The 12,187-nt window shown below is 73.7% G+C and carries 11 protein-coding genes; 9 read left to right on the top strand and 2 right to left on the bottom strand.

The genetic code is table 11. The features are described 5' to 3' along the window. Positions 1 to 14: 14 nt before the first annotated feature. Positions 15 to 2,210 carry an OmpL47-type beta-barrel domain-containing protein gene (locus tag ACSU6Z_RS25750; RefSeq protein ID WP_437050486.1) on the top strand — a complete coding sequence of 732 codons (2,196 nt, stop codon included), beginning with the start codon at positions 15 to 17 and terminating at the stop codon, positions 2,208 to 2,210. A 326-nt stretch (positions 2,211 to 2,536) separates the two neighbouring features. Here the strand turns inward: ACSU6Z_RS25750 and ACSU6Z_RS25745 are convergent, their stop codons facing one another. After that, complete coding sequence (locus ACSU6Z_RS25745) at positions 2,537 to 3,727, bottom strand: zinc-dependent alcohol dehydrogenase (protein ID WP_437049145.1); 1,191 nt, start codon at positions 3,725 to 3,727, stop codon at positions 2,537 to 2,539. Positions 3,728 to 3,928: 201 nt separating this feature from the next. Between ACSU6Z_RS25745 and ACSU6Z_RS25740 the strand changes: the two genes are divergently transcribed. Next, entirely contained in the window at positions 3,929 to 4,888 is a 960-nt protein-coding gene (locus tag ACSU6Z_RS25740; protein ID WP_437049143.1) for a DUF3048 domain-containing protein, read from the top strand. Between the two features lie 40 nt (positions 4,889 to 4,928). Here ACSU6Z_RS25740 and ACSU6Z_RS25735 read toward each other — a convergent pair whose 3' ends face one another. Then, the gene (locus ACSU6Z_RS25735) at positions 4,929 to 5,393 is read right to left on the bottom strand and encodes a MarR family winged helix-turn-helix transcriptional regulator (protein ID WP_437049142.1); all 465 of its coding nucleotides are present in this window, start codon (positions 5,391 to 5,393) and stop codon (positions 4,929 to 4,931) included. Positions 5,394 to 5,612: 219 nt separating this feature from the next. On the opposite strand from ACSU6Z_RS25735, the gene ACSU6Z_RS25730 reads away from it, so the two are divergent. From ACSU6Z_RS25730 to pcaDC, 7 genes are all read left to right on the top strand, one after another. Continuing rightward, complete coding sequence (locus tag ACSU6Z_RS25730) at positions 5,613 to 6,368, top strand: CoA transferase subunit A (protein ID WP_437049140.1); 756 nt, start codon at positions 5,613 to 5,615, stop codon at positions 6,366 to 6,368. Further along, a complete protein-coding gene (locus ACSU6Z_RS25725) occupies positions 6,368 to 7,015 on the top strand; it encodes a CoA transferase subunit B (protein WP_437049138.1) in 648 nt (215 codons plus the stop codon). Before ACSU6Z_RS25730 ends, ACSU6Z_RS25725 begins: the two co-directional genes overlap by 1 nt. Further along, complete coding sequence (locus ACSU6Z_RS25720) at positions 7,012 to 8,214, top strand: thiolase family protein (RefSeq protein WP_437049136.1); 1,203 nt, start codon at positions 7,012 to 7,014, stop codon at positions 8,212 to 8,214. The genes ACSU6Z_RS25725 and ACSU6Z_RS25720 overlap by 4 nt, the downstream gene beginning before the upstream one ends. A 71-nt stretch (positions 8,215 to 8,285) precedes the next feature. Then, entirely contained in the window at positions 8,286 to 9,059 is a 774-nt protein-coding gene (pcaH, locus tag ACSU6Z_RS25715; protein WP_437049134.1) for a protocatechuate 3,4-dioxygenase subunit beta, read from the top strand. Between the two features lie 6 nt (positions 9,060 to 9,065). Further along, positions 9,066 to 9,671 (top strand): protocatechuate 3,4-dioxygenase subunit alpha, encoded by a 606-nt coding sequence (pcaG, locus tag ACSU6Z_RS25710; protein WP_437049132.1) that lies wholly within the window; start codon positions 9,066 to 9,068, stop codon positions 9,669 to 9,671. Then, the gene (gene pcaB, locus ACSU6Z_RS25705; RefSeq protein ID WP_437049131.1) at positions 9,668 to 11,005 is read left to right on the top strand and encodes a 3-carboxy-cis,cis-muconate cycloisomerase; all 1,338 of its coding nucleotides are present in this window, start codon (positions 9,668 to 9,670) and stop codon (positions 11,003 to 11,005) included. Before pcaG ends, pcaB begins: the two co-directional genes overlap by 4 nt. Next, complete coding sequence (pcaDC, locus tag ACSU6Z_RS25700; protein ID WP_437049130.1) at positions 11,002 to 12,147, top strand: bifunctional 3-oxoadipate enol-lactonase/4-carboxymuconolactone decarboxylase PcaDC; 1,146 nt, start codon at positions 11,002 to 11,004, stop codon at positions 12,145 to 12,147. The genes pcaB and pcaDC overlap by 4 nt, the downstream gene beginning before the upstream one ends. The last annotated feature ends 40 nt before the right edge of the window (positions 12,148 to 12,187 follow it).

Here is a 12,187-nt window from a genome sequence, read left to right as displayed (position 1 = left end):
CACGGCACCGGAGGATGTGGGCCGCCCTGCTGGCGGGCCTGCTCATGATGCTCGGCCTGCAGACGACGTCCGCGGCCGGGCAGCCGAGAACCGCGGGAGCCGCCGCGGCCGCCGCCGAACAGGTCCTCACCTGGACCGCCGGCGACGACATCACCCGGTACACGTCGGCGCCCCGGACGGCGGTGGCGGGACCGGCGACGATCGTCTTCGAGAACAGCGAGGCGACCGGCAACACCACCGGCATGCCCCACACGCTGACGTTCGTGACCAACGACCCCGAGTACAACAGCGACGTCCAGCTCAACATCCTGGCCAGCCCCTTCGACGACCAGGGCGGCCGCCACACCGCCCAGGTCACCCTCTCCCCCGGCCGCTACCTCTACCACTGCACGATCCCCGGCCACGGGGAGATGAAGGGCGTCCTGGAGGTGACCGGGGGCGGCGGCGAGGACACGACCGCGCCCGAGACGTCCGCGGTCGTCACCGGCACGCGCAACTCCGAGGGGGCGTACGTCGGTTCGGCGAGCGTCGCGATCTCCGCCACCGATACGGGCGGGTCCGGCGTCGAGAGGATCGAGTACGCGCTCGGCGCCGACGGCGCCTGGCAGCCGTACACCACGCCGGTCGTCGTCGACCAGGTCGGTGACCACACGGTCCGCTACCGCGCCTTCGACAAGGCGGGCAACGCGGCGGCCGAGAAGAGCGTCGCCTTCACCGTCGTCGCGCCGCCGACGGACGACACCACCGCACCGGAGACGTCGGCGACGGTGAGCGGCGAACGGAACGCGGACGGGGCGTACGTCGGCATGGCGACGGTCACCGTCACCGCCTCCGACACCGGGTCCGGCGTCAACACCGTCGAGTACGCGCTCGGCGCCGACGGCGCCTGGCAGCCGTACACCACGCCCGTGATGGTGCACCAGGCGGGCAGCCACACCGTGCGCTACCGCGCCACCGACAAGGCGGGCAACGCGGCGGCGGAGAAGAGCGTCGCCTTCACCGTCGTGGCCACTCCCCCGCAGGACACGACGCCGCCGGTGACGGGCGCGACCGTCGAGGGCACCAGGAACTCCGACGGAGCGTACGTCGGCACTGCCAAGGTGACCGTCAGCGCGACGGACGAGGGCGGGTCCGGCGTCGAGAGGATCGAGTACTCGCTCGACGGCGGCCCCTACCTGGCGTACACCGCGCCCGTGGTCGTCGACCGGGCGGGCGCCCACACGGTGGTGTACCGGGCGAGCGACAAGGCGGGCAACACCTCCGCGCCGCGGACCGTGAGCTTCACGGTGGTGGCGGGCGGCGGGGTGCCGGCGCCGAACTGCCCGGAGTACGACGAGCGGCTGACGGTGATCGTCGGCACGGTCGACTCGGGCGTGCCGAACCGGGTGACGAACAACCGGTGCCGGATCGGCGAACTGATCGAGGACGAGAAGGAGTGGACGTCCCAGGCGCTGTTCCTCAAGCACGTCGAGACCGTCCTGGACGCGCTACTGAAGGAAGGGGTGGTCGACCAGCGCGAGTACAACCGCATCCAGCGGGCCGCCCGCCAGTCCGGGATCGGCAAGCCGGGCCGGACCGAGGGCTACCGCAAGATCTTCGACGGCACCGCGGAGTCCCTCGCCAGGTGGGAGCAGGTGGGCGGCGGTTCGTTCGCCCTGAACCCGGACGGGTCGCTCACCTCCGGCACCACCGAGCCCGGCCTGGGCATGCTGTGGTTCCCCGAACGCAAGTACGGCGACTTCTCGCTCCGGCTCCAGTGGCGCGACGACGCCCCGGGCACCGGCAACGCCAACTCCGGCGTGTTCGTGCGCTTCCCGTGGGTCCACGGCCACCCGGAGGAGCCCCGGCCGGAGTGGGCCGCCATCAAGTACGGGCACGAAGTGCAGGTGTTCGACAGCCCCGGTGGCGACATGTACAAGACGGGCTCCGTCTACGGCTTCGACCGGGTGGGGCTCGCCGGGGCCGGGGTGACGGAGAAGGGCACCTGGAACGACTACGAGATCCGCGTGGTCGGCCAGCACTACTCCGTCTACCGCAACGGCGTGCTGATCAACGAGTTCGACAACATCGGCGGCCAGGAGTTCTCCCCGCCGCGCTCGGACGACCCGGGCACGGACGGGCGGCGCTTCGCCTCCGGTTACATCGGGCTGCAGGTCCACGGCACGACGGACGTGGTGTCGTACCGGGACATCCGGATCAGGGAGCTGTAGGCCGCCGCGCCCGGCCTCCCCGCCCGGCTCGGCCGTACCCGCCCGGATTCGCCCGGCGTCCTCGGACACTCGGGCGGGTACGGGCGGTCGGCGGGCCCGTGGCCGGGTTCGTCCCCGGCGGCCGGCTCCGGCAGGCGGCCGGGGAGCGGGCGCGTTCGCCCCTGCCCGCGTGCGCGCCGCCGAGTGCGGTGAGGCGCGTGGACAGGGGCGCGGGGCGGAGGTCCCGGTGGGCGCCCGCCCCCGTCCCGGCGCGGGGGCTGTCCTCCGTTTTCCGGTGGAGCGGCGGCCGGGGCTCCGGCCGCGCCGGAGCTTCGCACGTCAGGGCCTCAAGGCTTCAGCAGCACCTTGACCGCGCCGTTCCGCTTCTTCTGGAACATCTGGTACGCGTGCGGCGCCTCGCTGAGCGGCACCCGGTGGGTGGCGAAGTCGTCCACGCCCAGGGGGTCCTCGTCGGTGAGGTAGGGAAGGATGTCGTCGCTCCAGCGGCGGACGTTGGCCTGCCCCATGCGCAGCTGGATCTGCTTGTCGAACAGGGTGAGCATCGGCATCGGGTCGGCCATGCCGCCGTAGACGCCGGACAGCGAGATGGTGCCGCCGCGCCGTACGAGGTCGATGGCGGTGTAGAGGGCGGCGAGCCGGTCGACGCTGAAGCGTTCCGCGAGCGGGGCGCCGATGGAGCGGGGCAGCATCGCGGACGCCTGCTGGGCCAGTTTGGCGGCGGCGCTGCCGTGGGCCTCGGTGCCGACGGCGTCGATCACGGCGTCGGGGCCGCGCCCGTCGGTCTCGTCGCGGATCGCGGCGACCAGTTCCTTCTCGTTGTCGAAGGCCCTGAGGTCGTACGTCTCCACGCCCCGCTCGCGCGCCCGGCGCAGTCGTTCGGTGACCAGGTCCACGCCGAACACCCGTCCGGCGCCCGTGATCTGGGCGACCCGGCAGGCCATGTCGCCGATGGGGCCGAGTCCGAGCACGGCGACGCTGCCGCCCCGCGGGACATCGGCGTAGGCGACGGCCTGCCAGGCGGTGGGCAGGACGTCGGAGAGGTACACGAACCGGTCGTCGGGCGGCCCGTCCGGCACCTTGATCGGGCCGTACTGCGCCTGCGGGACGCGCAGGTACTCGGCCTGCCCGCCCGGCACCGCGCCGTACAGGCGGGTGTAGCCGAACAGGGGGGCGCCCATGTTCTCGGCGGTGACCTGGGTGGTCTCGCACTGGGTCGGCAGCCCGGTGCCGCACATGAAGCAGTGGCCGCACGCGATCTGGAACGGGACGACGACCCGGTCGCCCGGCTTGAGGTTCGGCACCTCGGCACCGACCTCCTCGACGATGCCCATGGGCTCGTGGCCGAGGATGTCGCCCGGAGTCATGAACGGGGTGAGCACCTCGTACAGGTGCAGGTCGGAACCGCACAGTCCGGTGGATGTGACCCGGATGATCGCATCGGTCGGTTCCTGGATCTTCGGGTCGGGCACGTCCTCGACCCGTACGTCCCGCTTGCCCTGCCAGGTCACTGCCTTCATCGCCTCGCGCTCCCTCCGTCGCCGTGCGCGTCGCTCCTGGGGTGGCCGCCGAGTACCCGGGGGCCACCCGGCCGAACCACCGGCCGTCCGATGGGGCCGATCAGCGGAAGCGGTATGCGTGATCACGAACAGTCTGGTATGGCCAGGAACGCACCGATAAGCGCACAATCGATGGCACAGGACGGCGGGCGGGTGGTGGGGATGCGACGAACGGCGCGCAACCGGCGGGGTCCGGTACTGGCGCTGGCGGCGGCGATGGCGCTGTCCCTGGCGGCCGGCTGCACGGCGGGGCCCGGTCCGGACGAGGACCGGTCCCGCCGCACGTCGCCGACGCCCCCGGGCGGGACCGCCTCCGTACTCGCCGTGAAGATCGACAACGCGCCCGCGGCCCGGCCGCAGACGGGCCTGGAGGCCGCCGACGTCGTCTACGCGGAACCGGTCGAGGGTGGGCTGAGCCGGCTGATGGCGGTGTACGCGACACAGCTACCGAAGGCCGTCGGGCCGGTGCGCAGCGCCCGCGAGTCCGACCTGGAGCTGCTGCGCCAGTTCGACCGGCCGACGCTCGCCTTCTCGGGCGCGCAGAGCAAGCTGCTGCCGCTGATCGACCGGGCGCCGCTGCTGGCGAAGCCCCCCGGGGAGGCCCCCGGCGCCTACCTCCGCAGTCCCGAGCGGTCCGCCCCGCACGACCTCTACCTGCGCCCCGGCGGACTGATGCCCTCGGCACCCGGCGCCAACGCCCTGACGACCGGGTTCCGCTACGGCGCGGCGCCGGCCGGCGGTACGGCCGAGGCCTCGCACACGGTGCGCTACCCGGCGGCCCGCTTCACCTTCACCTGGTCCGCGCGGCGTGCGGGCTGGCTGGTCGCGATGGACGGAGCGCCCGCCGTCACGGCCGGCGGCGGGCGACTGGCGCCCGGGACCGTGGTCGTGCAGTACGTGAGACAGCGCGACTCCGCCTACCGCGACTTCCTCGGGAACACCACGCCGTACGTGGAGACGGTGGGCGCCGGGCGGGCCCGGGTGCTGCGGGACGGCAGGGCGCACGAGGTGCGCTGGAAGCGCGGGTCGGCCGGGGAGGGCACCCGGTTCACGACGGCGGACGGCACGCCGGTGAACTTCGCCCGGGGCCAGGTGTGGGTGGTGTTCGCGCGGGCCTCGTGACCGGTGGCGGCACCCCTGGCCGGTGCCCGGGCCGTCCGCGTCAGCGCCGCGCCGTCACCGGCTCCCCCGGATTGCGCAGGCCCTCCGCCGCGTCCGCGACCCGGCGGATCAGGTCGAAGAAGAGCTCCTGCTCCTTCGCGGAGAGCGGGGCGAGGAAGACCTGGTTCATCCGGGCCGTGCGCACGGTCAGCTTGCGGTGGGTGCGCTGCCCCTCGTCCGTCAGGCGCAGCAGGAAGCGGCGGCCGTCCTGCGGGTCGCGGACCTTGTCGAGCAGTCCGCGGCGGCCGAGCCGGCTGATCACCTCGGCGATCGTGGAGCGGTCGAGCCCCACCCGCTCCCCCACCGTGCGCTGGTCGAGGCCGGGTTCGGCGACGAGCGCGTTGAGGACCGCGAACTGCGGCGAGGTGATCTCCTCGGAGACCATCGTGTTCCACAGCAGGTAGTGCGCCTGCTGGAGCCGCCGGGCCAGGTGCCCGGGGTGGCTGGTGAGGTCCACCGCGGCCATGTGCGCTCCCGTGATCGCGTTCGTTGGTGCACTGACGATACCTCTTGGAAGGGAAGCTGTCTGCGCGCACAACCGGGCATGGCGATCGCATTTATCCAGCTCTTGACGGTACGGCTCTCCGATGGCAGCGTGTGGGCAACCTCGCTGAAATACTCAGTGCCCTGACTATCTGGGATTCTCCCTCCCTCGGGGCGCTGGCGGAGAGATGGGGCTTCTCGGATGGACAAGGTGGTGGCCACGGCCGGGGAGGCGGTGGCCGATGTACCGGACGGCGCGTCGCTGGCGGTGGGCGGTTTCGGGCTGAGCGGTGTGCCGAACGTGCTGATCCAGGCGCTGTACGAGCGCGGGGTGGGCGGCCTGTCGGTGGTGTCGAACAACTGCGGGGCGATGGAGTCGGGGCTGGCGGTGCTGCTGGCCGCGGGCCGGATCGCGCGGGTGACCGGTTCCTACATCGGCGCGAACAAGGAGTTCGCCCGGCAGTACCTGGCCGGGGAGCTGGAGGTGGAGCTGATCCCGCAGGGCACGCTGGCGGAGCGGCTGCGGGCCGGCGGCGCCGGCATCCCCGCCTTCTACACCCCGGCCGGGGTGGGCACGCAGGTCGCCGAGGGCGGGCTGCCCTGGCGCTACGACGGCGAGGGCGGCGTGGCGCTGGCCTCGCCGCCGAAGGAGGTGCGGGAGTTCGACGGCACCGAGTACGTGCTGGAGCGGGGCATCCGCACCGACTTCGCGCTGGTGCGGGCGGCGAAGGGCGACCGGCACGGCAACCTCGTCTTCAACAAGTCCGCCCGGAACTTCAACCCGCTGGCCGCGATGGCCGGCAAGGTCACGATCGCCGAGGTGGAGGAGCTGATCGAACCCGGCGGGATCGACCCGGACGCGGTGCACCTGCCGGGGATCTTCGTGCAGCGGGTGGTGGCGCTGACCCCGGAGCAGGCGGCGCACAAGCTGATCGAGAAGCGGACGGTGAGTTCCTGATGGCCTGGACACGCGAGGAGATGGCCGCACGCGCGGCCCGGGAGCTGCGCGACGGCCAGTACGTCAACCTCGGCATCGGCCTGCCGACGCTGATCCCCAACCACCTCCCGGCAGGCGTGGAGGTCACCCTGGAGTCGGAGAACGGCATCCTGGGCACCGGCCCCTACCCCACCGAGGAGCAGGTCGACCCGGACCTGATCAACGCGGGCAAGGAGACCGTCACGGTCCTGCCCGGGGCCTCCTTCTTCGACTCGGCGCTCTCCTTCGGGATGATCCGCGGCGGCCACATCGACGTCGCGGTGCTGGGCGCCATGCAGGTCTCCGCCCGCGGCGACCTGGCCAACTGGGCCGTGCCGGGGAAGATGGTCACCGGCATCGGCGGCGCGATGGACCTCGTCCACGGCGCCCGCACGGTCATCGTCGTGATGACCCACACCGCCAAGGACGGTTCACCGAAGATCGTCGCCGAGTGCTCGCTGCCGCTCACCGGCAAGGCGTGCGTGGACCGGATCATCACCGACCTCGGCGTCCTGGACGTCACCGACGGCGGACTCGTCCTCGCCGAGACCGCCCCGGGCGTGACCGCCGAGGAGATCATCGCCAGGACCGGCGCCGAAGTCCGCATCCCCCAGGAGGTCCGGTCATGAAGGACGTCTACCTCGTCGACGCGGTCCGCACCCCGATCGGCAAGTACAACGGCGCCCTCGCGGGCGTGCGCCCCGACGACCTGGCCGCGCACGCGATCCGCGAACTGCTCGCCCGCACCCCCGGCCTGGACCCGGCCCGGATCGAGGACGTGTACTTCGGCAACGCCAACGGCGCCGGCGAGGAGAACCGCAACGTCGGCCGCATGGCCGCCCTCCTCGCGGGGCTTCCCACCTCCGTGCCGGGCGTCACCGTCAACCGGCTGTGCGCCTCCGGCCTGGAGGCGGTGATCCAGGCGGCCCGCGCCATCGCCGTCGGGGACGCCTCCCTCGCCGTCGCGGGCGGGGTGGAGTCGATGACCCGCGCCCCCTACGTGCTGCCCAAGAGCGACAGGCCGTTCCCGGCCGGGCACACCGAGCTGTACTCCACCACCCTGGGCTGGCGCATGGTCAACCCGAGGATGGAACCGCAGTGGACCATCCCGCTGGGCGAGTCCGCCGAGCTCATCGCGGACAAGCACAAGATCACCCGTGAGCAGCAGGACGAATTCGCCCTCGCCAGCCACCACAAGGCCGCGCGCGCCCGGGCCGAGGGCCTGTTCGACGCCGAGCTCGCCCCGGTGACCGTCCCGCGGCGCAAGGGCGAGCCCCTCCTCCTCAGCGCCGACGAGAGCGTCCGCGCGGACGCCTCCCTGGAGGCGATGGCCAAGCTGAAGCCGTCCTTCCGCAAGGACGGGGGCACGGTGACGGCGGGCAACGCCTCCCCGCTCAACGACGGCGCCGCCGCCCTGCTCCTGGCCGACGAGGAAGGCCTGAGGGCCACCGGCCGCGAACCGCTCGCCCGCGTCTCGGCGACCGGCGTGTCCGCGACCGACCCGCACTACTTCGGCCTCGCCCCCGTCGAGGCGGTCAACCGGGCGCTGGCCAAGGCGGGCCGGACCTTCGCCGACCTGGACGTACTGGAGCTGAACGAGGCCTTCGCCGCCCAGGTGCTCGGCTGCGTCGCCGAGTGGCCGGAGTTCGACCCCGCGATCCTCAACCCCCAGGGCGGCGCCATCGCCCTCGGCCACCCGCTGGGCGCCTCCGGTGCCCGGCTGGCCGGCACCCTCGCCCACCAGCTCGCCCGCAAGGGATCCGGCACCGGCGTCGCCACCCTCTGCATCGGCGTCGGCCAGGGCCTCGCCCTCGTCCTCGAACGCTAGTGCCGTGACGGGCGGAGGCCGCCCGTCACGGCACCAGGTCCCCGAACGCCAGGAAGCGCACAGGAATCCCCATGACACTCACCCAGCAGGACATCGACGCGGAGATCGCGGCCGAGCACGCCGCGTACGAGAAGCGGGTCGCCGACGGCGCCCCCGTCGAGCACCACCCGCGCCGCGACTACGCCCCCTACCGCTCCTCGGTGCTGCGCCACCCCAAGCAGCCGCCCGTCGCCATCGACGTCACCAAGGACCCGGAGCTGGTGGAGCTGTCCTCCCCCGCCTTCGGGGAGCGGGACATCACCGAGATCGACAACGACCTCACCCGGCAGCACCCCGGCGAGCCGATCGGCGAGCGCATCACCGTCTCCGGCCGGTTGCTGGACCGCGACGGAAAGCCCGTGCGCGGCCAGCTCGTGGAGATCTGGCAGGCCAACTCGGCGGGCCGCTACGCCCACCAGCGCGAGCAGCACGACGCCCCGCTGGACCCGAACTTCACCGGCGTGGGCCGCACCCTCACCGACGACGACGGCTTCTACCGGTTCACCACCATCCAGCCCGGCCCCTACCCGTGGCGCAACCACGTCAACGCCTGGCGCCCGGCCCACATCCACTTCTCGGTCTTCGGCTCGGCGTTCACCCAGCGGCTGGTGACGCAGATGTACTTCCCGAACGACCCGCTGTTCCCGTACGACCCGATCCTGCAGTCGGTGACGGACGACGCCGCCCGGCAGCGGCTGGTGGCCACGTACGACCACAGCCTGTCGGTGCCGGAGTTCTCCCTCGGCTACCACTGGGACATCGTGCTCGACGGCCCACGGGCCACCTGGATGGAAGAAGGACGCTGACCCGCCATGACGAAGATCGACACGAGCAGCCCCGAGAACGTGCTGCCCACGCCGTCGCACACGGTCGGCCCGTTCTACGGGTACGCGCTGCCCTTCCGCGGCGGCGAGGAGATCGCGCCCCTCGGCCACCCCGGGACGATCACCGTGCACGGGTACGTGTACGACGGTGAGGGCAAGCCCCTGCCGGACGCGCTGCTGGAGGTGTGGGGACCGGACCCGGACGGCAACCTGCCCACGGCGGACGGCTCGATGCGCCGGGACCCGGCCACGGGCGGCTTCCTGGGGCGCAACGGCGTGGAGTTCACCGGGTTCGGGCGCATCCAGACCGACGCCGACGGCCACTGGTACGCGCGGACGCTGCGCCCGGGGGCACGCGGCGCGAACGCCCCGTACCTGAGCCTGTGCGTCTTCGCGCGCGGTCTGCTGGTGCACCTGTTCACCCGGATCTACCTGCCCGGCGACGACGCGGCGCTCGCCGCCGACCCGCTGCTGTCGCGGGTGGAGGACGGGCGGCGCGGCACGCTGATCGCCACCGACGAGGGCAACGGCACGTACCGTTTCGACGTCCGCCTCCAGGGCGAGGGCGAGACGGTCTTCCTGGAGTTCCAGTGACAGCAGAGGCATCGGAGGGAAGCCTGCTCGCCCCCGGGTGGGCGGGCTCCCCGGCCGCCGACGCCACCGGCGACACCGCGTACCTGCGGGCGCTGCTGGAGGCGGAGGCGGCCCTCACCCGCGCCCAGGCCGCGCTCGGCCTCGCCCCGGCCGAGGCGGCGGCGGCGGTGGGCGAGGCGGCCGACCCGGCCCGCTTCGACGTCGCCTCGCTCGCCGAGCGGGCCCGCGGCGGCGGCAACCCGGTGATCCCGCTCGTCGCGGACCTGACGAAGGCGGTCGGCGAGGAGTACGGACCGTACGTCCACCGGGGCGCGACCAGCCAGGACATCCTGGACACGGCGGCGATGCTGGTCGCCGCGCGCGCCTTGGACCTCGTCCTGGCCGACCTGGGCCGTACCGAGCGGGCGCTGGGCCGGCTGGCGGCCGGGCACCGCGACACCGCGATGCCGGGGCGGACGCTCACCCAGCACGCCGTACCGACGACGTTCGGGCTGAAGGCCGCCGGATGGCGCTCGCTCGTGCTCGACGCCCGCGACCGGGTCGCCGCCGTGCGCGGCGGCCTGCCCGCCCAGCTCGGCGGGGCTGCGGGCACGCTGGCGGCCTTCGGGGCGTACGGTGCCCCGGACCCGGCCGCGCTGCCGGCGGCGTACGCCCGCGAACTGGGCCTCGCCGCCCCGTCCTTGCCGTGGCACACCCTGCGCACGCCCGTCGCCGACCTCGCCGGGTGCCTGGCCTTCACCGCCGGGGCACTCGGCAAGATCGCCACGGATGTGCTGGTGCTGTCCCGCACCGAGGTCGGCGAGGTGGCCGAGGGCAGCGGCGGCGGTTCGTCGGCGATGCCGCACAAGGCCAACCCCGTGCGGTCCACGCTGATCGCGTCGGCGGCCCGGCGCGCACCGCAGCTCGCCGCCACGCTGTACGGCTCGCTGGCCGCCGAGGACGAGCGGCCGGCCGGCGCCTGGCACGCCGAGTGGGAGCCCCTGCGGGACCTGCTGCGGCTGACCGGCGGCGCCGCCCGGGACGCCGCCGAACTGGCCGAGGGGCTGCGGGTGCGGCCCGACGTCATGCGCGCCCACCTCGACCTCACCCACGGACTGGTCGTGTCCGAGCGGCTCTCCGCCGAACTGGCCCCCGTGCTGGGGCGGGCCCGCGCCAAAGCCCTGCTGACCGAACTCGCCCGGCGGGCCTTCGCCGAGGGCCGCGCCCTGGGCGACCTGCTCGCCGAGGAACCGGAGCTGAGGGACGCCGGCCTCGACCTCGACGGGCTCACCGACCCGTCCCGGTACACCGGCTGTGCCGCAGTTCTCACCGACCGCGCTCTGGAGCGACGTTGAACGACACCCTCCTCAACCACCGCGTCGAAGGCCCCGCTTCCGCTCCCCCGCTGCTGCTCGGACCCTCGCTCGGCACCTCCTGCGCCCTGTGGGACCCCGTGGCGCCCGAACTGTCCATCGGGCACCGGGTGATCCGCTGGGACCTGCCGGGCCACGGCGGATCCGCGGCGGACCTCGTCACCGCCGGCGCCACCGTCGGCGACCTCGCCGCTCTGGTGCTCGCGCTCGCCGACGCGCTCGGCGTGGAGCGGTTCGCCTACGCCGGGGTGTCGCTGGGCGGCGCGGTCGGGCTCCACCTGGCCCTGCACCACCCCCAGCGGGTGTCGTCGCTGGCGGTCATCTGCTCGTCGGCGCACTTCAACGGGGCGAAGCCGTGGCGGGAGCGGGCCGCGCTGGTGCGGCGCGAGGGGCTGGCCCGGCTCGCCGAGAGCGCGGACGACCGCTGGTTCACGCCCGGCTTCACCGTGCCGGAGCTGGTCCGGGACCACCGGGACGCCGACCCGGAGGCGTACGCCGCCTGCTGTGACGCGCTGGCCGCGTTCGACCTGCGCGACCGGCTCGGCGAGATCTCCGTGCCGACACTGCTGATCGCCGGCCGCGAGGACCCGGCCACGCCCCCGGCGCACCTGCGGGAGATCGCCGACGCGGTGCCGGGCGCCACCCTGGTGGAGATCCCCGGCGCCTCGCACCTGGCGCCCGCGGAGCGGCCGGAGGCCGTGCTGACCGCGCTGCGCGGCCACTTCGGTGAGGGTGCCGGGCAGGCGAAGCGGGGCATGGCGGTGCGGCGCGCGGTGCTGGGCGACGCCCACGTGGACCGGGCCCAGGCCCGTCAGACCCCGTTCACCGCCCGGTTCCAGGACTTCATCTCGCGCTACGCCTGGGGCGAGATCTGGACCGACGACACGCTCTCCCGCCGCGAACGCAGCATGATCACGCTGACGGCGCTGGTGGCGCACGGCCACTACGAGGAGCTGGCCATGCACGTGCGGGCGGCCCGGCGCAACGGGCTGACGCCCGAGGAGATCGGCGCGGTGCTGCTCCAGACCGCCGTGTACTGCGGTGTCCCGGCGGCGAACTCGGCGTTCGCCACGGCCCAGCGTGTGCTGGCGGCGGAGGAGGAGGAGCAAGGCGGCGCGGGATGACCCGCCGACCGTTCCGGACGGGGCACCGGGTGGGCGCGCC

Source organism: Streptomyces sp. enrichment culture, assembly GCF_964273145.1.
Taxonomy (GTDB): Bacteria; Actinomycetota; Actinomycetes; order Streptomycetales; family Streptomycetaceae; genus Streptomyces.
This window is presented reverse-complemented; position numbering and strand designations above follow the sequence as displayed.

Excerpts from the sequence above, each read along its gene's own strand:
- ACSU6Z_RS25740 (WP_437049143.1), top strand. The coding sequence starts at position 3,929 with ATGCGACGAACGGCGCGCAACCGGCGGGGTCCGGTACTGGCGCTGGCG.
- pcaH (WP_437049134.1), top strand. The coding sequence starts at position 8,286 with ATGACACTCACCCAGCAGGACATCGACGCGGAGATCGCGGCCGAGCAC.
- ACSU6Z_RS25750 (WP_437050486.1), top strand. The coding sequence starts at position 15 with ATGTGGGCCGCCCTGCTGGCGGGCCTGCTCATGATGCTCGGCCTGCAG.
- ACSU6Z_RS25720 (WP_437049136.1), top strand. The coding sequence starts at position 7,012 with ATGAAGGACGTCTACCTCGTCGACGCGGTCCGCACCCCGATCGGCAAG.
- pcaG (WP_437049132.1), top strand. The coding sequence starts at position 9,066 with ATGACGAAGATCGACACGAGCAGCCCCGAGAACGTGCTGCCCACGCCG.
- ACSU6Z_RS25735 (WP_437049142.1), bottom strand. The coding sequence starts at position 5,393 with ATGGCCGCGGTGGACCTCACCAGCCACCCCGGGCACCTGGCCCGGCGG.
- ACSU6Z_RS25745 (WP_437049145.1), bottom strand. The coding sequence starts at position 3,727 with ATGAAGGCAGTGACCTGGCAGGGCAAGCGGGACGTACGGGTCGAGGAC.
- ACSU6Z_RS25730 (WP_437049140.1), top strand. The coding sequence starts at position 5,613 with ATGGACAAGGTGGTGGCCACGGCCGGGGAGGCGGTGGCCGATGTACCG.
- ACSU6Z_RS25725 (WP_437049138.1), top strand. The coding sequence starts at position 6,368 with ATGGCCTGGACACGCGAGGAGATGGCCGCACGCGCGGCCCGGGAGCTG.